21 protein-coding genes and 1 pseudogene are annotated in these 19,674 nt (G+C 61.0%); 16 read left to right on the top strand and 6 right to left on the bottom strand.

The window, feature by feature from the left end; translation table 11 throughout:
- The first annotated feature begins 164 nt into the window (after positions 1-164).
- The 5 genes from CAG25_RS17730 (at position 165) to CAG25_RS17710 (ending at position 5,166) form a co-directional block, all read left to right on the top strand.
- On the top strand, positions 165-1,292 hold the full coding sequence (locus CAG25_RS17730; RefSeq protein ID WP_085612372.1) for a branched-chain amino acid ABC transporter substrate-binding protein: 1,128 nt from the start codon (positions 165-167) through the stop codon (positions 1,290-1,292).
- 231 nt (positions 1,293-1,523) lie between these two features.
- Positions 1,524-2,447: a high-affinity branched-chain amino acid ABC transporter permease LivH gene (gene livH / locus CAG25_RS17725; protein WP_085612371.1), complete on the top strand. Its 924-nt coding sequence runs from the start codon at positions 1,524-1,526 to the stop codon at positions 2,445-2,447.
- On the top strand, positions 2,444-3,700 hold the full coding sequence (locus tag CAG25_RS17720; protein WP_039771392.1) for a high-affinity branched-chain amino acid ABC transporter permease LivM: 1,257 nt from the start codon (positions 2,444-2,446) through the stop codon (positions 3,698-3,700). Before livH ends, CAG25_RS17720 begins: the two co-directional genes overlap by 4 nt.
- On the top strand, positions 3,697-4,464 hold the full coding sequence (gene livG / locus CAG25_RS17715) for a high-affinity branched-chain amino acid ABC transporter ATP-binding protein LivG (protein ID WP_007959160.1): 768 nt from the start codon (positions 3,697-3,699) through the stop codon (positions 4,462-4,464). The genes CAG25_RS17720 and livG overlap by 4 nt, the downstream gene beginning before the upstream one ends.
- Positions 4,465-5,166, top strand: coding sequence for an ABC transporter ATP-binding protein (locus CAG25_RS17710; RefSeq protein ID WP_003222380.1), 702 nt, complete (start codon positions 4,465-4,467; stop codon positions 5,164-5,166).
- Between the two features lie 105 nt (positions 5,167-5,271).
- Here CAG25_RS17710 and CAG25_RS17705 read toward each other — a convergent pair whose 3' ends face one another.
- On the bottom strand, positions 5,272-6,510 hold the full coding sequence (locus CAG25_RS17705) for a DUF2599 domain-containing protein (RefSeq protein ID WP_085612370.1): 1,239 nt from the start codon (positions 6,508-6,510) through the stop codon (positions 5,272-5,274).
- A gap of 282 nt (positions 6,511-6,792) precedes the next feature.
- Between CAG25_RS17705 and CAG25_RS17700 the strand changes: the two genes are divergently transcribed.
- Genes CAG25_RS17700 through CAG25_RS17685 form a run of 4 tightly spaced genes read left to right on the top strand, consistent with a single transcriptional unit; the run spans position 6,793 to position 9,278 of the window.
- Positions 6,793-7,098, top strand: a complete 306-nt coding sequence (locus CAG25_RS17700; protein ID WP_085612369.1) for a DUF2282 domain-containing protein — start codon at positions 6,793-6,795, stop codon at positions 7,096-7,098.
- Between the two features lie 25 nt (positions 7,099-7,123).
- Complete coding sequence (locus tag CAG25_RS17695; RefSeq protein WP_085612401.1) at positions 7,124-8,011, top strand: DUF692 domain-containing protein; 888 nt, start codon at positions 7,124-7,126, stop codon at positions 8,009-8,011.
- A complete protein-coding gene (locus CAG25_RS17690) occupies positions 8,008-8,766 on the top strand; it encodes a DUF2063 domain-containing protein (protein ID WP_085612368.1) in 759 nt (252 codons plus the stop codon). Before CAG25_RS17695 ends, CAG25_RS17690 begins: the two co-directional genes overlap by 4 nt.
- Positions 8,763-9,278, top strand: a complete 516-nt coding sequence (locus CAG25_RS17685; protein ID WP_085612367.1) for a DoxX family protein — start codon at positions 8,763-8,765, stop codon at positions 9,276-9,278. The genes CAG25_RS17690 and CAG25_RS17685 overlap by 4 nt, the downstream gene beginning before the upstream one ends.
- Here the strand turns inward: CAG25_RS17685 and CAG25_RS17680 are convergent.
- Positions 9,227-10,135 carry a LysR family transcriptional regulator gene (locus CAG25_RS17680; RefSeq protein ID WP_085612366.1) on the bottom strand — a complete coding sequence of 303 codons (909 nt, stop codon included), beginning with the start codon at positions 10,133-10,135 and terminating at the stop codon, positions 9,227-9,229. The two genes, CAG25_RS17685 and CAG25_RS17680, sit on opposite strands and share 52 nt — an antisense overlap.
- Positions 10,136-10,238: 103 nt before the next feature.
- Between CAG25_RS17680 and CAG25_RS17675 the strand changes: the two genes are divergently transcribed.
- The 3 genes from CAG25_RS17675 to CAG25_RS17665 all read left to right on the top strand — a co-directional run bounded on the left by CAG25_RS17675 (position 10,239) and on the right by CAG25_RS17665 (position 13,260).
- On the top strand, positions 10,239-10,838 hold the full coding sequence (locus tag CAG25_RS17675) for a short chain dehydrogenase (protein ID WP_085612365.1): 600 nt from the start codon (positions 10,239-10,241) through the stop codon (positions 10,836-10,838).
- A gap of 59 nt (positions 10,839-10,897) precedes the next feature.
- Positions 10,898-11,551 carry a COG3650 family protein gene (locus CAG25_RS17670; protein WP_085612364.1) on the top strand — a complete coding sequence of 218 codons (654 nt, stop codon included), beginning with the start codon at positions 10,898-10,900 and terminating at the stop codon, positions 11,549-11,551.
- A gap of 95 nt (positions 11,552-11,646) precedes the next feature.
- Positions 11,647-13,260 carry an NAD(P)/FAD-dependent oxidoreductase gene (locus CAG25_RS17665; protein WP_085612363.1) on the top strand — a complete coding sequence of 538 codons (1,614 nt, stop codon included), beginning with the start codon at positions 11,647-11,649 and terminating at the stop codon, positions 13,258-13,260.
- Positions 13,261-13,311: 51 nt separating this feature from the next.
- Here CAG25_RS17665 and CAG25_RS17660 read toward each other — a convergent pair whose 3' ends face one another.
- Positions 13,312-14,406 carry a PLP-dependent cysteine synthase family protein gene (locus CAG25_RS17660; protein WP_085612362.1) on the bottom strand — a complete coding sequence of 365 codons (1,095 nt, stop codon included), beginning with the start codon at positions 14,404-14,406 and terminating at the stop codon, positions 13,312-13,314.
- A 246-nt stretch (positions 14,407-14,652) separates the two neighbouring features.
- Between CAG25_RS17660 and nhaA the strand changes: the two genes are divergently transcribed.
- The 3 genes and pseudogenes from nhaA (at position 14,653) to CAG25_RS17645 (ending at position 16,894) form a co-directional block, all read left to right on the top strand.
- Entirely contained in the window at positions 14,653-15,837 is a 1,185-nt protein-coding gene (gene nhaA / locus CAG25_RS17655; RefSeq protein ID WP_085612361.1) for a Na+/H+ antiporter NhaA, read from the top strand.
- A 118-nt stretch (positions 15,838-15,955) separates the two neighbouring features.
- A pseudogene (locus tag CAG25_RS17650) lies at positions 15,956-16,590 on the top strand (toxin); the annotation flags it as partial.
- A 49-nt stretch (positions 16,591-16,639) separates the two neighbouring features.
- On the top strand, positions 16,640-16,894 hold the full coding sequence (locus tag CAG25_RS17645) for a colicin E3-like toxin immunity protein (RefSeq protein ID WP_085612360.1): 255 nt from the start codon (positions 16,640-16,642) through the stop codon (positions 16,892-16,894).
- Between the two features lie 63 nt (positions 16,895-16,957).
- Here the strand turns inward: CAG25_RS17645 and CAG25_RS17640 are convergent, their stop codons facing one another.
- On the bottom strand, positions 16,958-17,422 hold the full coding sequence (locus tag CAG25_RS17640; RefSeq protein WP_007969461.1) for a glycine zipper 2TM domain-containing protein: 465 nt from the start codon (positions 17,420-17,422) through the stop codon (positions 16,958-16,960).
- 166 nt (positions 17,423-17,588) lie between these two features.
- Here CAG25_RS17640 and CAG25_RS17635 point away from each other — a divergent pair, with 166 nt between their 5' ends.
- Entirely contained in the window at positions 17,589-17,825 is a 237-nt protein-coding gene (locus CAG25_RS17635) for a hypothetical protein (RefSeq protein ID WP_039771369.1), read from the top strand.
- A gap of 5 nt (positions 17,826-17,830) precedes the next feature.
- On the opposite strand, the gene pdxH is transcribed toward CAG25_RS17635, so the two are convergent.
- Together pdxH and CAG25_RS17625 are read right to left on the bottom strand one after the other, a co-directional pair.
- The gene (pdxH, locus tag CAG25_RS17630; protein WP_085612359.1) at positions 17,831-18,478 is read right to left on the bottom strand and encodes a pyridoxamine 5'-phosphate oxidase; all 648 of its coding nucleotides are present in this window, start codon (positions 18,476-18,478) and stop codon (positions 17,831-17,833) included.
- 24 nt (positions 18,479-18,502) lie between these two features.
- Positions 18,503-19,606, bottom strand: coding sequence for an OmpA family protein (locus tag CAG25_RS17625; protein ID WP_085612358.1), 1,104 nt, complete (start codon positions 19,604-19,606; stop codon positions 18,503-18,505).
- Between the last annotated feature and the right edge of the window lie 68 nt (positions 19,607-19,674).

Raw genomic sequence — 19,674 nt, 5'->3', positions numbered from 1 at the left:
GTTTTGCCCCCTGGCGCCAGCTTCCCAGGCCAACAACCGGCGCTCTACACTGTACCGGTACAGTTGCCGGGGGCTTTTCCGGAGGGTATCGCCCAGATATCTGTCCCGGTTCTGCTGCTACGGCGTCAGGACTCTAAAAAATACAACAGTAAGAGTGGAGCACTATGACTAAGGCTACTAAGCAGATTTCCAAACTGTTTGCCGCTATGGTTCTGGCCGGGGTTGCCAGCCATTCGTTCGCAGCTGACACCATCAAGATCGGTATCGCCGGCCCTAAAACCGGTCCAGTAGCCCAGTACGGCGACATGCAGTTCAGTGGCGCGAAAATGGCCATCGAACAGATCAACGCCAAGGGCGGCGTCGACGGCAAGAAGCTCGAAGCCGTTGAATACGATGACGCCTGCGATCCCAAACAAGCGGTAGCGGTCGCGAACAAGGTCGTCAACGACGGCGTCAAGTTCGTGGTCGGTCACCTGTGCTCCAGCTCCACCCAGCCTGCTTCGGACATCTACGAAGACGAAGGCGTGATCATGATCACCCCGGCTGCCACCAGCCCGGACATCACCAACCGTGGTTACAAAATGGTCTTCCGCACCATCGGTCTGGACAGCGCCCAGGGCCCTGCCGCCGGTAACTACATTGCCGATCACGTGAAACCGAAAATCGTCGGCGTGCTGCACGACAAGCAGCAGTACGGTGAAGGCATCGCCACCGCCGTCAAATCCACCCTCGAGAAGAAAGGCACCAAGGTTGCCGTGTTCGAAGGCGTCAACGCCGGCGACAAGGACTTCTCCGCGATCATCGCCAAGCTCAAGCAAGCCAACGTCGACTTCGTCTACTACGGCGGCTACCACCCGGAGCTGGGCCTGATCCTGCGTCAAGCCCAGGAAAAAGGCCTGAAAGCCAGGTTCATGGGTCCGGAAGGCGTGGGTAACGACTCGATCACCCAGATCGCCAAGGACGCGTCCGAAGGCCTGCTGGTGACCCTGCCGAAGTCCTTCGACCAGGATCCGGCCAACGTGGCCCTGGCCGATGCATTCAAGGCCAAGAAAGAAGACCCGAGCGGTCCGTTCGTGTTCCCGTCCTACTCGGCCGTTGAAGTGATTGCCGAAGGTATCAAGGCTGCCAAGTCCGAAGATGCTGCCAAGGTGGCTGAAGCCATCCACAAAGGCACCTTCAAGACACCTACCGGCGACCTGAGCTTCGACGACAAGGGCGACCTGAAGGACTTCAAATTCGTGGTTTACGAGTGGCACAACGGCAAACCTAAAACCGAAGTGTCGCCTCAGTAAGGCGCTGCCTGACTGACTGCCAATAAAGCCCACGGCGTGCCGTGGGCTTTGTTTTACGAATGTATTGGGCCGCGCTGGCGTGATCCGCCAGTCTCCCCACCTGAAAATCTCAAAACCGTCATCAGCGGTTCGCTGGCAAAACCCGGATTCGAAGTGGATATAGATCCACGGGACCGGGCGGGAAAATGACTCCACCAGTGAAATGCGTATCAGGTTTTTAGGAGCGCTGTAATGCCTGACATCTATCACTTCTTCCAACAGCTGGTTAACGGCTTGAACGTTGGCAGCATGTATGCCCTGATCGCCATCGGCTACACGATGGTCTACGGCATCATTGGAATGATCAACTTCGCCCACGGCGAGGTGTACATGATCGGCTCCTACGTGGCGTTCATCGCCATCGCCGGGCTGACCATGATGGGACTCGAAAGCGTCCCGCTGTTGATGACCGTGGCGTTCATCGCCAGCATCGTCGTCACCAGTTCCTACGGTTACAGCATCGAACGCATTGCCTACCGCCCGTTGCGCGGCAGCAACCGTCTGATCCCGCTGATTTCCGCGATCGGTATGTCGATCTTCCTGCAGAACACGGTTCTGCTGGCGCAAGACTCCAAGGACAAAGCAATCCCCAACCTGATTCCGGGCAACTTCGCCTTCGGCCCGGGTGGCGCACATGAAGTGCTGATTTCCTACATGCAAATCGTGGTGTTCGTGGTGACCCTGATCGCCATGCTCAGCCTCACGCTGTTCATCTCCCGCTCTCGCCTGGGCCGCGCGTGCCGCGCCTGCGCCGAAGACATCAAGATGGCCAACCTGCTGGGCATCAACACCAACAACATCATCGCCCTGACCTTCGTCATCGGTGCTGCGCTGGCGGCCGTCGCGGCCGTGCTGCTGAGCATGCAATACGGCGTGATCAACCCGAACGCCGGTTTCCTCGTCGGCCTCAAGGCCTTCACCGCCGCGGTACTGGGCGGGATCGGCAGCATCCCCGGCGCCATGCTCGGCGGGCTGGTGCTCGGGGTGGCGGAAGCCTTTGGCGCCGATATCTTCGGCGACCAGTACAAGGACGTCGTGGCTTTCGGCTTGTTGGTTCTGGTGCTGTTGTTCCGTCCGACCGGCATTCTGGGCCGTCCGGAGGTTGAGAAAGTATGACTAGGAATCTTAAACAGGCGCTGTTCAGCGCCTTGCTGGTCTGGGCCGTGGCCTATCCGGTACTGGGTCTGAAACTGACCATCGTCGGCATCAACCTGGAAGTGCACAACACCAGCCCGGCCATTCTGGCGACCATCGCCATCTGCTCGGTGCTGATGTTCCTGCGAGTGCTGTTCAACCAGCAGATCAGCAAGGCGTGGCGTTCTTCGCCGGGCATGCCGCTGATCCCGGCCAAGGCCAGCAACTTCCTGACCCTGCCTTCCACCCAGCGCTACTTCATCATCGCGCTGATCATCGGTGCGCTGGTGTGGCCGTTCTTCGGCTCCCGTGGCGCGGTGGACATCGCGACGCTGATCCTGATCTACGTGATGCTCGGCCTGGGCCTGAACATCGTGGTCGGTCTGGCCGGTCTGCTCGACCTGGGTTACGTCGGTTTCTACGCCGTCGGCGCCTACAGCTACGCGCTGCTGTCGCACTACTACGGCCTGAGCTTCTGGATCTGCCTGCCGATTGCCGGCCTGATGGCGGCGACGTTCGGCTTCCTGCTCGGCTTCCCGGTGTTGCGTCTGCGCGGCGACTACCTGGCGATCGTGACCCTCGGCTTCGGGGAAATCATCCGCCTGTTCCTGCGTAACCTGACCGACATCACCGGCGGCCCGAACGGCATCAGCAACATCGAGAAACCGACGTTCTTCGGCCTGACCTTCGAACGCAAGGCTGCGGAAGGCCTGCAAACCTTCCACGAGTATTTCGGCCTGCAATACAACTCGATCAACAAGGTGATCTTCCTCTACCTGGTTGCCCTGCTGCTGGCGCTGGCGGCGCTGTTCATCATCAACCGCCTGCTGCGCATGCCGATCGGCCGTGCGTGGGAAGCGCTGCGTGAAGATGAAATCGCCTGCCGCGCGCTGGGTCTCAACCCGACCGTGATCAAGCTCTCGGCGTTCACCCTGGGCGCGAGCTTCGCCGGTTTCGCCGGCAGCTTCTTCGCCGCCCGTCAGGGTCTGGTGACGCCGGAATCGTTCACCTTCATCGAGTCGGCGATCATCCTCGCCATCGTGGTGCTGGGTGGCATGGGCTCGCAACTGGGCGTGATTCTCGCGGCCGTGGTGATGATCCTGCTGCCGGAAATGATGCGTGAGTTCAGTGAGTACCGCATGTTGATGTTCGGCGCCCTGATGGTGCTGATGATGATCTGGCGACCTCAAGGTCTGCTGCCCATGCAACGTCCTCACATGGAGCTGCGCAAATGAGCCGCGAGATCCTGAAAGTCGAAAATCTGAGCATGCGCTTCGGCGGCCTGCTGGCGGTCAACGGCGTGGCCCTGACCGTCAAAGAGAAACAGGTGGTTGCACTGATCGGGCCGAACGGCGCGGGCAAGACCACCGTGTTCAACTGCCTGACCGGTTTCTACCAGCCATCGGGCGGCAGCATCCTGCTGGACGGCGAGCCGATCCACGGCCTGCCGGGCCACAAGATCGCCCTCAAAGGCGTGGTGCGCACCTTCCAGAACGTGCGCCTGTTCAAGGACATGACGGCGGTCGAGAACCTGTTGATCGCCCAGCACCGTCACTTGAACACCAACTTCCTGTCCGGCCTGTTCAAGACCCCGGCGTTTCGCAAGAGCGAGCGCGAGGCCATGGAGTTCGCCGAGTACTGGCTGGAAAAGGTCAACCTCAAAGAGTTCGCCAACCGCCCTGCCGGCACCCTGGCTTACGGTCAGCAACGTCGCCTGGAAATCGCCCGCTGCATGATGACCCGCCCGCGGATCCTCATGCTCGACGAACCGGCCGCCGGCCTGAACCCGAAGGAAACCGAAGACCTCAAGGCGCTGATCAGCGTGCTGCGTGAAGAGCACAACGTGACCGTGCTGCTGATCGAACACGACATGAAACTGGTCATGAGCATTTCCGACCACATCGTCGTGATCAACCAGGGCACGCCCCTGGCCGACGGCACGCCGGAGCAGATCCGTGACAATCCTGAAGTGATCAAAGCCTACCTGGGGGAAGCGTAAATGCTGCAGTTCGAAAACGTTTCCACCTTCTACGGCAAGATCCAGGCGCTGCACAGCGTCAACGTCGAAGTCCGCCAGGGCGAGATCGTGACCCTGATCGGCGCCAACGGTGCCGGCAAGTCCACCCTGCTGATGACGCTCTGCGGTTCGCCGCAGGCCCACAGCGGCAGCATCCGCTACATGGGTGAGGAACTGGTCGGCCAGGACTCGTCGCAGATCATGCGCAAGAGCATTGCCGTGGTGCCGGAAGGTCGTCGGGTGTTTGCCCGTCTGACCGTCGAAGAAAACCTGTCCATGGGCGGATTCTTCACCGACAAGGGCGACTATCAGGAACAGATGGACAAGGTTCTCGGACTTTTCCCACGCCTGAAAGAACGCTTCAACCAGCGCGGCGGCACCATGTCCGGCGGCGAACAGCAAATGCTCGCCATCGGCCGTGCGCTGATGAGCAAGCCGAAACTGCTGCTGCTCGACGAGCCGTCGCTGGGCCTGGCACCGATCATCATCCAGCAGATCTTCGACATCATCGAACAGCTGCGCAAGGACGGTGTGACGGTGTTCCTGGTCGAACAGAACGCCAACCAGGCGCTGAAAATCGCTGACCGTGCGTACGTTCTGGAGAACGGCCGGGTGGTGATGCAAGGCACCGGCGAAGCGCTGCTGACCGACCCGAAAGTGCGCGAGGCGTACCTCGGCGGTTGATGGATCGCGCGCGATAACGAACGGCCCTCCGGGGCCGTTTTTTTATGCCCTGAGAATGCCGGCACCTCTGCGGTACCGGCAGCTCAGTGCTGGACACTGCGACCGTCAATAGGGATTGCAATCCATCTTCAGGGCCGTGGCCTGATCGACGTATGGCCGGGCCGGCTCAAGGTTCCAGACCGGTTTGTCCCTCACCGCCCGGCCCTGATAGACATGCTGGAAATGACAAACCATCTGCCGACGCAGCGATCCGCCATTGACGCTGTACTCACGCCATTGCGCATCGTCCTTGTGCTTGTTGTACAGCTCGGCAAACATCCGGTCGGTCTGATCTTCCTTGATCGCCCGGCCGCAAGCGGTAGGCACGACCTGCAACGACCAGGTATTCGGCCCGAGCACAGGGTCGGGGCGCTGACTCCAGGAGCTCGATTCAATGTACTTTTCACAGAATTTCGGGGTCGGTTCGGGTGTGGCCGCTACGCAGGAAAAAGTCGCCTTGGCGGTCGGTGTTTTGGGGAAGTTGATCTTGATCACATTGCGCTCCTTGCCGGTCTTGGCCTTGTAGTCGCGCTGATTGGCCAAGGCATCATTCAAGCCGCGTTGATCGCTGTAGAAGAACGCCAGAATCGGCAATTCATCGGTTTTCGGATTACCCAGGCGCAACTCGGTCTGGGTCTGGAACTCACGAGAGTTGATCACTCGCCGCGCCTCCATGAAGTTGCGGAAGGCATCGACCCGCTCCTTGCTGCTCATGGGGTTGCGCATGTTGAAGCCACATTGCAACTGATCCTGCATCTTGTCGTTGTTGAATCTGGTGAAGTGGGCGACCCAGGCTTTGGCATTGGTTATCGGCGGAACCATAGCCTGGCACACCGCCTCGCTCTGGGCGGTGTTCTGGTTGTTGCCACACCCCCGGTCGTCTCGATAGTCGGTCCAGGCATCGTTGGGGAATGCGCAATAGACGTGCACCGGTGTCTCGGGATTACGCACCCGGTCCACTGGATTGATGATATAGCCGTTCTGAGTACTCATTCCCGGATCGGCGTAGCTGATGGTGTCGGCACGCATGTAGGAAGCAGCGAAAGTGCCCAGCTTCAGGGCGGTGGGACTGGGATTCCAGACATCCCATTGCTGCCCTTTCGCCGGATCGGCACGGTGAGTGCCGCGAATGATCAACCCTGAACAGTCCGACGCCGGGTCCGGCCCGCAACTGGCCACTGTGTTGTTGTACAACTCTTCAACCGTTTTCAGTGTCTCCGCGCACGATTCGGCATAGCTGCCAGTGCTCTGCAACAGCAACGCAAACATACATAACGGGACGAACCTGTTCAGACGTTTTCTCATGGCCTGTATCTCCTTGATACCGAGGGCACACTGAGCACACGCTGATCGGCGCGGCTCCCGTGACAATGGAACGCCGGTGGCACGTCGTTGGCTACTGTCAGAAATTACAGGTTGATGGGCATTTGCGACGAATGGTCGAGCGCGAGATGTGGGTGATGTTCTGGCGCACTGTCAATCCAAAAAAAAATTGTCCGGGCTGTAACGCATCCCGAGGTCGTTTCTCTAGTGGGGCAAGCAAGCGCAATCGCTTGTTCAAACCCAAGTTCAAACCGGAGAAACATCATGACTGCTACCACCCGCACCCTGTCCGCCACCGCCCTGGTTCTGGCCCTCGGTTCCGCCCTGAGCATCGCTGCCGTCTCCACCGCCCACGCCGCTGACGACAACATGGAAAAATGCTTCGGCGTGGCCATGAAAGGCAAGAACGATTGCGCCGCAGGCGCAGGCACCACCTGTGCCGGCACCGCGAAAATGGATTATCAGGCCAACGCCTGGAAGCTGGTTCCGAAAGGCACCTGCGCCACCACCGAAAGCAAAACCTCGCCGACCGGTTTCGGTCAGCTCGAAGCGTTCAAAGCCAAGTCCTGATCCGGGAGCCGCCCGAGTGTCGATCATGATCACATCCCGCGACCATGCCTTGCGCCGCACTCGGGCAGCCCTCACCGGGCTCCCGTCCCGTGCCGGGCTGGGGCTCAAGAGCGAGCACTTCAGCGAAGTGCTCGATTCACGTCCGGACATCGGTTTCTTCGAAGTCCACGCCGAAAACTACATGGTGGCCGGCGGCCCGTTTCATCATTTTCTGGGATTGATTCGCGAGGCGTATCCGCTCTCGCTGCATGGCGTCGGGCTGTCCATCGGTGCCGAAGGCGCGCTGGATGTCCAGCACCTCAAACGCCTGGCGGCACTGATCGAGCGCTATCAACCCCACTCCTTTTCCGAACACCTGGCCTGGTCGAGCCATGGCCCGGTGTTCCTTAATGACCTGCTGCCCCTTGCTTACGACACGCCGACGCTGAACCGCGTCTGCGAACACATCGACCAGGTACAGAACACCCTCAAGCGTCCGATGCTGCTGGAGAACCCGGCGACCTATCTGGCGTTCCAGCGCTCGACCATCGACGAAGCCGATTTCATCCGTGGAGTCATCCGGCGCACTGGCTGCGGTCTGTTGCTGGACGTGAACAATGTCTACGTCTCGTGCATCAACCATCAGCGCGATCCCCTGACTTACCTCGATGCCCTGCCGCTGCATGCAGTGAGCGAAATTCATCTGGCGGGGTTCGCCGAAGATGCCGACAGCCTCGGTGATCGCTTGCTGATCGACGATCACGGCGCACCGATCGATCAAGCGGTCTGGTCGCTGTACCGGCTAGCGCTGGAACGTGTCGGCCCGGTGGCGACGCTGATCGAACGGGACAATCAGGTGCCGGCCTTCAAGGTGCTGTTGGCGGAAGCACAGCAGGCCGATGAGCTGTTGCTGTTCGCGGGAGGTCGGCCATGAGCACTCAAGCCGCATTCAGCGCAGCGTTGCTCGATATCGTTCTGCCCTGCCCCGACGGTTTGTGCAGTGCCAACGGCGCCGATCCAGCCAGCCGTTTCGCGGTGTACCGCAACAACGTGCAGGGTTCGCTGATCAACGCGTTGGCCGACAGCTATCCCGTGGTGAGGCAGTTGGTGGGTGACGAATTCTTTCGGGCCATGGCCGGAGTTTTTGTGCAAAGCCATCCGCCACACAGTCCGTTGATGAGCGACTACGGCCGTGAACTGGCGGACTTCATCAGTGAGTTCGAACCAGCCGCGTGCGTTCCCTATCTGGCCGATATCGCGAGGCTGGAACGCTTGCGCACGCAGGCCTACCACGCTGCCGATGTGTTACCCCTGAGTCAGGAGCGAATCGCCGCTGTATTCGCCGATGCCGATGCGCTCAACGAACTGCGCATCGGCCTGCACCCTTCGCTGCATCTGCTCGATTCAAACTTCGCCGTGGTGGACATCTGGGCCGCGCATCAGCACGACGCGACCCTGGCCGGGATCGATCTGCATCACGCTCAACACGCGCTGATCCTGCGCAACGGACTGGAAGTCGAGGTGTTCACCGTGGATCGCGGCGCCAGCCAGTTTATTCGCCAGCTCAAAGCTGGCCTGTCACTCACGCAAGCGCTGGAATCCGCCGAGGCCTTCGACCTCAGCCAGACCCTCGCCCTGCTCATCAGCCGCCACGTCATCACTCATTTCCACCCAAAGGTGTTGTCATGAACAGTCTCATTGCCCGCGCCATCGCGCTGCTGGAAAAAATCCCTCACAGCCTGATCGCCTTCATCGCGCGTTTTTCCATCGCGGCGGTGTTCTGGAAATCCGGGCAGACCAAGGTCGAAGGGCTGGCCGTCGACCTGATCGATGGCACCTTCGAGTTCGGCTGGCCACGTCTTGCCGACTCGACGATTCCGCTGTTCAAGAGCGAGTACCACGTGCCGCTGCTGTCGCCGGAAATCGCCGCGCACCTGGCAGCGTTCGCCGAACACTTTTTCCCGATCCTGATCCTCATCGGCTTCGCCACGCGCTTTTCGGCGCTGGCATTGCTGGGCATGACCCTGACCATTCAGCTGTTCGTGTATCCGGATGCGTACCCGACCCACGGCACCTGGATGGCGGTGTTGCTGTACCTGATGGCCACCGGGCCGGGAAAAGTGTCGATCGATCACCTGATCGCCCGGCACTACAACCGGTCCAGCGCTTCGCCGCTGAGTTTGAACCAGCCGATCAGGTAATCCGCCAGTACCTGAGTGCGTTTCGGTAGCCCGCCCTGATACGGATGCACCAGATACATCGGCATGCGGCGGGTCTGAAAATCGCGCAGGAGCCAGCGCAATCGGCCGTCAGCCAATTCCGTCTGCAACAGATAGGACGGCAAGCGAGCGATCCCGGCGCCGGCCAGTGCGGCTTTCTTCAACAGGTTGTAGTGATTGCTGGCGAACGGTCCCGACACCCGCACCCGCAGCAGTTCGTGCTGTTGGTGATAGAGCCATTCTTCACGACCGCTGTAATGACTGTTGAGCAGGCAACGGTGCTCGGCCAGCGCCTGCGGCGTCAGCGGTTCGCCAAAGCGCTCCAGATATTCAGGACTGGCGCAGGTCATTTCCTGCCAGGCCAGCAGCGGTCTGGCCACCAGTCGCTCGTCATTGGCGACTTCAGTGCGGATCGCCAGATCGAAGCCTTCGCGGGACAGGTCGCGGTAGCTGTTGTTCAGCTCCAGTTCGATCTGCACCTCGGGGTATTTCTGCGAGAAATCCAGCAACAGGCCGTCGAAGAAGGTTTCTCCCAGCGACACCGGAACCGTCATACGCACCGGACCGGCCATGTCGTCCTTCAATCGTGCCAACGCCTGACGCGCTCGCTCCACCTGGACGACAAGCGCCTGAGCCTGTGGCAACAATGCCGCACCGGCCGCCGTCAGGCTAAGACGACGCGTGGTGCGTTGCAGCAAGACCACGGAAAACCGCGCCTCCAGCTGACTGATGCGCTTGGACAACTGTCCCTTGCTGCACCCCAATTGCTGCGCCGCCAGGGTAAAGCTGCCGGCCTCGATCAACACCGCGAACGCCGCCAGATCATCCATCTCGCTCATGGATTGTTTCCAATTGAAAACCAAAGGTTGCCCATTAGTGCGCTTATCCGCAGAAAAAACCACTCTAGACTGAAACCTCGTTCAATCACTTGAGGCAATCACGATGAAAATTCTGTTGATCGGCGCGGGCGGCACCATCGGTTCGGCCGTGGACAAAGAGCTGTCGCAGCGTCATGAAGTCATTCGTATCGGCCGCAGCAGCGGCGATTATCAGGTGGATATCAGCGACAGCGCATCGATTCGCAAGCTGTTCGAACAGACCGGCAAGTTCGACGCGCTGGTCTGCGCCGCCGGCAACGTGACCTTCGCTCCACTGGGTGACATGACCGAAGACAGCTTCGCCCTCGGCCTGAAGGACAAGTTGATGGGCCAGGTCAATCTGCTGCTGATCGGCCGCGAATTCGCCAACGACGGCGCATCATTCACCTTCACCACCGGCGTGCTCAGCCACGATCCGATCCGCAGCGGCGCCTCGGCTGCACTGGTCAACGGCGCGCTGGACAGCTTCGTGAGGGCCGCCGCCATCGAAATGCCACGCGGTCTGCGCGTGAACTCGATCAGCCCGACCGTGCTGGTCGAAGCCATGGGCAGCTACGCCCCGTACTTCCGTGGCTACAAGCCGGTTCCTGCGGCGGATGTGGCATTGGCCTACGCCAAGAGTGTCGAAGGCTTGCAGACAGGTCAGACATTTCACGTGGGCTAAACCCTTGTGATGAACGGTCAGCCTGCGTAACGTGGCGGCACTTGTCTGGAGAGCCGAAGATGCGTGTTGCCCGTTCCCTGATCGTTGTTGCCCTGCTCCCGTTGTTTGCCGCGTGCCAGTTGTTCGATGGCGCGCGGGAAAGCGCCTCCCACGTCGGCCAGACGCGGATGCAGGGGCAACTGACCGCTGCCGACGGCAAACTGGTGTTCCAGGCCTGCGGCGAGCAGCGCCAATACGTAGTCAATGACATCGGCGGCACCAGCGTCCTGCAAGAGGCCGCCACCCTGGCCGATAAGCAAGGCAAGCTGTTCGCCGACGTGCGCGGGAAGATCGCCGGCGACCGCCTCGACCTGACTCAGCTCTATCGCGTCGAACGCTCCGGCAGCGCCTGCGACGATCCCAACTTCAAACAGCTGATCCTGCGCGCCGCCGGCCATGGCCCGGAGTGGAACGTAAAAGTCAGCGGCAAGGGCCTGGTCATCGACCGCGAAGGCCAGCCACCGCTCGCCGTGCCTTACGTCGAAGAGCAGTTGGGCGACGGTCGTTTCAATCTCAGCAGCGAAGCCAACAACCAGCGCATCGAACTGTGGGTGGCGCCGCAGCGCTGCGTCGACAGCAGCACTGGCAGCGTGCAGCACATGAGCGCCGAGTTGCGTATCGACGGCCAGGTACAGCGCGGTTGCGGGTATTTCGGCGGCTCGCGCAACGACTGATCGTTTTACCCTCACGGGATCCGGCCGATGCGGCTTATAATCGCCGCCTTCAAACGCCCTGGCGCAGTTGTGCGCCCCGCGAACCGGATCCTGTCATGTTACGAATCACCGAACTCAAGCTGCCGATCGACCATCCCGACGAAGACCTGCGCGCTGCCATCGTGCAACGCCTGGGCATTGCCAGCGATGACCTGCTCGATTTCACCTTGTTCAAGCGCAGCTACGATGCGCGCAAAAAGTCCTCCGAACTGTGCTTCATCTACACCATCGACCTCGAAGTGCGCGACGAGGCCAAAGTGCTGGGCAAGTTCGCCGACGACCGTAACGTCAACGTGGCGCCGGATGTCAGCTACAAATTCGTCGGCCAGGCGCCAAGCGATCTGAGCCAGCGCCCTATCGTAGTCGGTTTCGGTCCGTGCGGGATCTTCGCCGGCCTGCTGCTGGCGCAGATGGGCTTCAAGCCGATCATCCTCGAACGCGGCACCGAAGTGCGCCAGCGCACCAAGGACACCTGGGGCCTGTGGCGCAAAAGCGTGCTCAACCCCGAGTCCAACGTGCAGTTTGGAGAAGGCGGCGCGGGCACGTTCTCCGACGGCAAGCTGTACAGCCAGATCAAGGACCCGAAATTCCTCGGCCGTAAAGTCCTGCACGAGTTCGTCAAGGCCGGCGCGCCGGAAGAAATCCTCTACGTCAGCAAACCGCACATCGGTACGTTCCGTCTGACCGGCATGGTCGAGACCATGCGCGAGGAGATCCGCGCTCTGGGCGGTGAAGTACGCTTCCAGGAACGCGTCACCGACGTGCTGATCGAAGACGGCCAACTGGTCGGCGTCGAGCTGGCCAGCGGCGAAATCCTGCACTCCAGACACGTGGTCCTGGCCCTCGGCCACAGTGCCCGCGACACCTTCCGCATGCTCCACAGCCGTGGCGTGTTCATGGAGGCCAAGCCGTTCTCGGTGGGTTTCCGCATCGAGCACCCGCAATCGCTGATCGACCGTGCGCGCCTCGGCAAGTACGCCGGCCACCCCAAGTTGGGCGCCGCCGACTACAAACTGGTGCACCACGCCAAGAACGGCCGCTCGGTCTACAGCTTCTGCATGTGCCCGGGCGGCACCGTGGTGGCGGCGACTTCCGAGCCGAACCGCGTAGTCACCAACGGCATGAGCCAGTACTCGCGTAACGAGCGCAACGCCAACTCCGGCATCGTCGTCGGCATCACCCCGGAAGTCGACTATCCAGGCGGCCCGCTGGCCGGGATCGAGCTGCAGGAACGTCTGGAGTCCCACGCCTTCATCCTTGGCGGCAGCGACTACAAGGCGCCGGCGCAACTGGTCGGCGACTTCATCAACGACATTCCTTCGACCGAGCTGGGTGAAGTCGAGCCATCGTACAAGCCGGGCGTGGCATTGGGCGATCTGGCCCTGGCCTTGCCGGACTTCGCCATTGAAGCCATTCGGGAAGCCTTGCCGGCGTTCGAAAAGCAGATTCGCGGTTATTCGCTGCACGATGCGGTGCTGACCGGGATCGAGACCCGCACCTCGTCGCCGCTGCGCATTACGCGTAACGAGGCGCTGCAGAGCATGAACGTCAAAGGTCTGTTCCCGGCCGGTGAAGGCGCGGGTTATGCGGGCGGGATTCTGTCGGCGGGTGTGGACGGGATTCGCATCGCGGAAGCCGTGGCGCGTGACATTCTCGGTCTCGAGGCCTGACACCGGAAAATTGTGGGAGCGGGCTTGCTCCCACATCAGGTTCCGGGTGTATCAAATATTGGCGCGCAGAACCGAGGCCGGCAGCGCCTCACCCTTCTCGGCACTCGCCGCCACAGCCGCTATCAATCCCTCCAGCTCATAGCCCTGCGCCTTGAGCCACGCCTGATCGTAATAGGTGTCCGCGTAACGCTCGCCACCATCGCACAGGATCGCCACGATCGAGCCCGACTCCCCCGCCGCTTTCATCTGCTGCGCCGCCATCAGCGCGCCGATCAGGTTGGTGCCGCTCGACCCGCCCACATGCCGGCCCAGACGCTGCGCCAGGTAATGCATGGCCGCCAGCGACAACGCATCCGGCACCTTGACCATCGCGTCGATCACCTTGGGCAGGAACGACGCCTCCACCCGAGGCCGGCCGATCCCCTCGATCCGCGAACCGTGGTCCAGACGCAGGCTGGCGTCGCCAGTCTGGTAGTAGTCGAAAAACACCGAACGCTCGGCATCAGCGCACAGCACGCGGGTGCAGTGCTGGCGATAACGCACGTAACGACCGAGGGTCGCGGTGGTACCGCCAGTGCCGGGGCTGGAAATCAGCCAGGCCGGGCATGGGTGCTGTTCGTAGCGCATCTGCTGGAAGATCGACTCGGCGATGTTGTTGTTCGCCCGCCAGTCGGTGGCGCGTTCGGCGTAGGTGAACTGGTCGATGAAGTGCCCGTCGTGTTCGCGGGCCAGGCGTTCGGATTCGGCGTAGATTTGCGTCGGATCGTCCACCAGATGACTCTGGCCACCGTAGAACGCAATCTGCGCAATCTTCTCCTTGGAGGTGGTCGCCGGCATCACCGCAATAAATGGCAGGCCGAGCATCCGCGCGAAATACGCTTCGGAAATCGCCGTCGAACCGCTGGACGCCTCGATCACCGGTGCGCCGGGCTTGAGCCAGCCGTTACACAAGGCGTAGAGAAACAGCGAACGGGCCAGCCGGTGCTTGAGGCTGCCGGTCGGGTGGCTGGATTCATCCTTGAAATACAACTCGATGCCCGGAAACCCCGGCAGCGGCAAGGGGATCAGGTGGGTGTCGGCGCTGCGCTGGAAGTCCGCTTCGATAATCCGGATGGCTTCGCGGGCCCACTGTCGGTTGTCGCTCATGGCTGTCGTTCTCGTTGAATCGGGCAGAAGTGCCTTTACAGGCTCAGCCCCCAAGCTTAGGAAAAAACCTACGGCACCGACAGATACAGCTGAACTTCAATCCCTTGTGCAACTGCTAGGCTCTCCTGCACGTGGGGGCCGATGCCTGTAACCATATATAACAAAAAAGAATATAACTTTTGTTTTAACAACTAACGGTACGGGTTAGGGTGTGCCACCTTTTGACTTTATCGATGGAGAGCGACCTTGCCTCTGCGTAGCACTTTCACGCGTTTCTTTCAGTTGGAAGCTGCCAGCGGTCTGTTATTGATCGCCGCGGCCATCCTGGCTCTGATCATCAACAACTCGCCGCTGTCGTGGTTGTACAACGGCCTGCTCGACACCCCGGTGGTGGCGCAGATCGGCGCATTGAAAATCGCCAAGCCTCTGCTGCTGTGGATCAACGACGGCCTGATGGCGCTGTTCTTCCTGCTGATCGGCCTGGAAGTGAAGCGCGAAGTCCTCGACGGTCAGTTGTCCAAGCCGTCGCAGATCGTCCTGCCCGGTGCGGCGGCGATCGGCGGCATGCTGGTGCCGGCACTGATCTACTGGTTCCTCAACCGCGACAACCCGGCCGCCCTCGATGGCTGGGCGATTCCGACCGCCACCGACATCGCCTTCGCCCTCGGCGTACTGGCCTTGCTCGGCAAGCGCGTGCCGGTGTCGCTGAAGCTGTACCTGATGACCCTGGCGATCATCGATGACCTCGGTGCCATCGTGATCATTGCGATCTTCTACTCCGGTGAGTTGTCGACCCTGTCGCTGGGCCTGGCGGCGGCGTGCATCGCGGCGCTGGTGGCGATGAACCGGCTCGGGGTGGTCAAGCTCGGGCCGTACATGATCATCGGTTTGATTCTCTGGGTCTGCGTGCTCAAGAGCGGTGTCCACGCCACGCTGGCCGGCGTAACCCTGGCATTCTGCATCCCGCTGCGCACCAAGAATGCCGAGCCTTCGCCGCTATTGGCCCTCGAACACGCGCTGCACCCGTGGGTCGCCTACGGCATTCTGCCGCTGTTCGCCTTCGCCAACGCCGGCCTGTCGCTGACCGGCGTGACCGCCGAAAGCTTCACCCACCACGTCCCGATGGGCATCGCCGTCGGCCTGCTGCTGGGCAAGACTCTCGGCGTGTTCGGCCTGACCTGGCTCGCCGTAAAAATCGGCATCGCCGCCCTGCCCCACGGCGCCAACTGGGGCCAGGTGCTGGGCGTGGCGATCCTCTGCGGGATCGGCTTCACCATGAGCCTGTTTGTCGGCTCCCTCGCCTTCGTGCCGGGCGCCAGTGAATACGCCGGGATGGACCGAATGGGCATTCTCACCGGCTCGGTGTTTGCGGCATTGATCGGTTATGCGGTGACGTTGGCGGCGAGCAGAAAGAACACTGCGCTGCGATAGCCGTAGCGAACAATCCCCACGTCTTTAGAGACGAGTCCTACAGCCACGATTTTCCTGCTTCGTTAACGTCGTGCAGCCCCTTTAGAGGGCTGCCGATGCATGAACGAAAGGACAATCAGTGGCTGTTCAAAAGGACATTCCCCGGGTTCCCAACCCACCGCGGGCGACGGGCATCACGTCACTTACCGCTACATGACGGCCACCGAACTGGCCGATCAGCAAGACCGACAAGACAAGTACGACGCCATGCTGGCGAGACAGGATGCCTTCGAGCGCAGCCGTGAGGTGGCGGCGAACAAGCCTGAGCCGGTGCGCGCGGGCTGCGTGTTTGCCAAGTCGTGCAAGCTGCCGGATGCGATCATCGATTACTCGAATCCTTCGGGGATGGTGCCGACAGACAGCCTGAAGGATTACGGCGAGCTGATATTGCTGGGTGGCCGGGAAGCCGATGACAGCGGTGGCGTCGCACTCAAGAAAATAAGCGGCACCGCAATCCCTGCGGGGCTGGGCACTTTTGCCCTTGCCGGTCAGGCGTTCAAGGCATTGCCCGCGATGGCCTCTACTGCCGCCATCAGCCCGCTGCTCGGTTTGGTGGCGATGTTCATGCCATCGAACCTGGGCGATAGCGCGCTCTATACCGAAGACCAGTTACTCGCCCTCAAACAGGCCCGAACCCGTGTGCGCTTGCGCGTTGAACAGCAGGCTGATGGCAGCCTCAAGGGCTACGGCTTCTACACCGGCAAGCAACTAGATCCCCCTAAAGGGAAAAAACGAAGCATCAAAAAGTATTTGTGAGGGATTTATGGGATTGAAAGCCAGACTCGAATGGTATGACAAGGAAACCGAACTGGGCGTAGGAGAGGAATTAACGAAAGACTTCGGTGACGACGGCTCTGTAATCGAATCACTCGGCATGCCCATTGAAAATAATATAAACAACGGCGGATTCGATTTGCTGTTGCACTGGGTGAGTATTCTTCAACCGCACTTTAAGCACGTCATTGATTCATCTTCTTATGACTACCAAATCGCATTCGTCTACCGCGATCACTGGTGAACACCAAACAAAAAACCCCGACCAGTCACCTGATCGGGGTTTTCTTTTACCGCTCGTTTGCGCTTAGTGCGAAACGCGGCTGGTCCCGCCAACAGTCGAAATCCGTACCCGCTCACCCACGCGGAACACTTCATTCTCCTGCACTTGCTGCACATAGGCGCGCATGCTGCCGTCGTCTTCACGTACGGTGATTTCAACACCTTGGGTGCGGGTCAGGCCTTCTTCGGTGGCCGAACCGATCAGGCCGCCGGCCACGGCACCGATAACGGCTGCAACGATGCTGCCTTTGCCGCCGCCGATCGCGCTGCCACCGACGCCGCCAACCACTGCACCGGCAGCGCCGCCGATCGGGGTCTTGGTGCCTTCGATTTTCACCGGACGCAGGGATTCGATGGTGCCCATGCGAATCGTCTGCACGCGACGCGCTTCGTCACGGGAGTAGGAGTCACCGGTCAGGCTCGACTGGCAGCCGGTCAGCAACATCGCCATCGTGGAAAAGGAAGCAACCAGCAGAACAGACTTACGCATAGCATCAACTCCAAAGGACAGGTATTCATTAAACTCCGCAGCTTGACGCCTGTCACGGCGTCGCCCGGATTAAGTTGCTTTCATTCAGGCCCGGTACAGGCGCCCGCGAACTCACCCAACAGTAGCGCCAAATTCCATTTCCTGCGCCGCCGACCCAAGGATTTCCATGGATTACTTCATCATTGTCGTCACCACCGCCGCCGGTCTGTACTTCCATTGGTGGCTGTATGTACGGATCAAACGCTGGATGGATCGCGATCTGGCATTGTCACTGGCCGGCAAGGATGAAGGCAAACGCGCGTTCATGCTCGAACGGCTGGAGCAGGCTCAGGCGCAGAAGATCAAGCGCCGGGACCTGCCGAAGTGGCTCGAAGCCGCTGCGGCAGGCTATCCCGCTCGGTAGACTGCTCAGGGTGCCAGACGTTCAAGAATCCAATCGGCGCCCTGCACACGGTAGTTGAGGCGATCGTGCAGACGGCTCGCGCGGCCCTGCCAGAACTCGATGCGCTCGGGGAGCAGGCGGTAACCGCCCCAGTGTTCCGGGCAGTGAGGCTGAGTGTCGGTGAAGCGTTGCTCGGTCGCCTTGAGCAAGTCTTCCAGTTCACCCCGGCCGTTGATCACCCGGCTCTGCGGTGAGGCCCAGGCGCCGAGTCGGCTGCCCAGCGGCCGCACCTGATAATACGCGTCGGACTCTTCAGGCGAGACCTTCACCACCCGCCCTTCAATCCGCACCTGGCGCTCGAGGGTCGGCCAGAAGAACGTCATGGCAGCGAACGGGTTCGCCGCCAGATGCTGGCCCTTGGCGCTTTCGTAGTTGGTGAAGAAGGTGAAGCCCTGCTCGTCCAGGCCCTTGAGCAGCAGAATGCGGCAATGCGGACGGCCGTCCGCATCCACTGTGGCCAGGGTCATGGCGTTGGCTTCCACTGGCGCCTGTTCGGTTTTCACCGCTTCGGCAAACCACTGGTGAAACAACGCAAAGGGCTCCGCCGGGGCTTGCGCCTCGGTCAGGCCGTCCCGGGTGTAATCACGACGCATATCTGCCAGAGACTGGGTCACGGCGCATTCCTTTTCGTTAGCGGATCACTTTTTGGTGGTATCGGTCGCAGCGACTTTCTTGTCGGTTGCAGAGGCTTTGGCGGGTGCGGTCTTTTTCGCCGGAGCCTTGGCCGGGGCCTTCTTCGCTGGAGCCTTGGCAGCAGCTTTCTTGGCCGGAGCCTTTTTGGTGGCCGGTACAGCGGCTTTCTTCGCAGCTGGCGCCGGGGTCACCGGTTTGGCGGCAGGCTTGACGTCCTGGGCAGCGACCATGGTCACTGGCTTCGGTGCCGGCATGTTGTACTTGCTCAGCAGCGCGACCATGGTGTTCTGCGGGGTCACCAGCAGTTCGACACGACGGTTCAGGGCGCGACCTTCAACGCTGTCGTTGGCGGCACGCGGTGCTTCGGAACCCATGCCGCGCAGCATCAGGCGATCACGCTGCAGACCGCTGAGGCGGAAGATCGCCGCCACGGCCTGGGCGCGTTCCTGGCTCAGCTTGATGTTGGCCGGAGCGGCACCGGTCGTGTCACTGTGACCCAGCACCAGCACGGCGGTTTTCGGGTCGGCTTCAAGGATTTTCGCGACGCGAGTGAACGGGCCGAGAGTCACTGGCAGCAGCATGGCCGGGCGATCCGGGTTGAACGAGCCTTCCACCGGCGCGGTCACGACCAGCACGTTTTCACGGCGCTCGAGTTGCAGATTGCTGTCCTTGATCGCGGTGCGCAGGCGCGGTTCGTAGTCATCCAGCCAGGCTTGAGTGACTTTCGGATCGGGCATCGGCACGACTTTGGCCGTGTCCTGCTCCTTGCCGCCGAACGGCCACCACCATTTGCCGCCCTTGTCGGCTTCAGCCTTGGCGACTTCGACCGGTTTGGCCTCGGGTTTGGCTTCAGCTTTCACTTCAGGCTTGGCCGCCGAGTCGTCGGAGCCAAACGGCCAGTACCAGGGACTGCTGCTCTCGGCCTTGGCCACAGGCGCGGTGGCGGCCGGTTTCAACGGCGCAGGCGCCGGAGCCGGTTCCTTGGCTGCGACTTTGTCGGAAGAACCGAACGGCCACCAGCTGCCGCCATCGGCGTCGTTCTTCGGAGTCTGTGCACAACCGGTCATTGCGAAACACAGGGCCAGGGCGAGAGTTTGTTTGGACGACATTGGAAACCCACAAAAAGAATTAGTGAACAATCAGAGGACTTTCGCCCGGATAAACAGACGCTTTGAAA

The sequence above is a fragment of the Pseudomonas sp. B16(2017) genome (genome assembly GCF_002113205.1).
Lineage (GTDB): Bacteria > Pseudomonadota > Gammaproteobacteria > Pseudomonadales > Pseudomonadaceae > Aquipseudomonas > Aquipseudomonas pharyngis.
This window is presented reverse-complemented; position numbering and strand designations above follow the sequence as displayed.

Coding starts and splice junctions, on each gene's coding strand:
- CAG25_RS17730 (WP_085612372.1), top strand. CDS start 165: ATGACTAAGGCTACTAAGCAGATTTCCAAACTGTTTGCCGCTATGGTT.
- livH (WP_085612371.1), top strand. CDS start 1,524: ATGCCTGACATCTATCACTTCTTCCAACAGCTGGTTAACGGCTTGAAC.
- CAG25_RS17720 (WP_039771392.1), top strand. CDS start 2,444: ATGACTAGGAATCTTAAACAGGCGCTGTTCAGCGCCTTGCTGGTCTGG.
- livG (WP_007959160.1), top strand. CDS start 3,697: ATGAGCCGCGAGATCCTGAAAGTCGAAAATCTGAGCATGCGCTTCGGC.
- CAG25_RS17710 (WP_003222380.1), top strand. CDS start 4,465: ATGCTGCAGTTCGAAAACGTTTCCACCTTCTACGGCAAGATCCAGGCG.
- CAG25_RS17705 (WP_085612370.1), bottom strand. CDS start 6,510: ATGAGAAAACGTCTGAACAGGTTCGTCCCGTTATGTATGTTTGCGTTG.
- CAG25_RS17700 (WP_085612369.1), top strand. CDS start 6,793: ATGACTGCTACCACCCGCACCCTGTCCGCCACCGCCCTGGTTCTGGCC.
- CAG25_RS17695 (WP_085612401.1), top strand. CDS start 7,124: ATGATCACATCCCGCGACCATGCCTTGCGCCGCACTCGGGCAGCCCTC.
- CAG25_RS17690 (WP_085612368.1), top strand. CDS start 8,008: ATGAGCACTCAAGCCGCATTCAGCGCAGCGTTGCTCGATATCGTTCTG.
- CAG25_RS17685 (WP_085612367.1), top strand. CDS start 8,763: ATGAACAGTCTCATTGCCCGCGCCATCGCGCTGCTGGAAAAAATCCCT.
- CAG25_RS17680 (WP_085612366.1), bottom strand. CDS start 10,135: ATGAGCGAGATGGATGATCTGGCGGCGTTCGCGGTGTTGATCGAGGCC.
- CAG25_RS17675 (WP_085612365.1), top strand. CDS start 10,239: ATGAAAATTCTGTTGATCGGCGCGGGCGGCACCATCGGTTCGGCCGTG.
- CAG25_RS17670 (WP_085612364.1), top strand. CDS start 10,898: ATGCGTGTTGCCCGTTCCCTGATCGTTGTTGCCCTGCTCCCGTTGTTT.
- CAG25_RS17665 (WP_085612363.1), top strand. CDS start 11,647: ATGTTACGAATCACCGAACTCAAGCTGCCGATCGACCATCCCGACGAA.
- CAG25_RS17660 (WP_085612362.1), bottom strand. CDS start 14,406: ATGAGCGACAACCGACAGTGGGCCCGCGAAGCCATCCGGATTATCGAA.
- CAG25_RS17645 (WP_085612360.1), top strand. CDS start 16,640: ATGGGATTGAAAGCCAGACTCGAATGGTATGACAAGGAAACCGAACTG.
- CAG25_RS17640 (WP_007969461.1), bottom strand. CDS start 17,422: ATGCGTAAGTCTGTTCTGCTGGTTGCTTCCTTTTCCACGATGGCGATG.
- CAG25_RS17635 (WP_039771369.1), top strand. CDS start 17,589: ATGGATTACTTCATCATTGTCGTCACCACCGCCGCCGGTCTGTACTTC.
- CAG25_RS17625 (WP_085612358.1), bottom strand. CDS start 19,606: ATGTCGTCCAAACAAACTCTCGCCCTGGCCCTGTGTTTCGCAATGACC.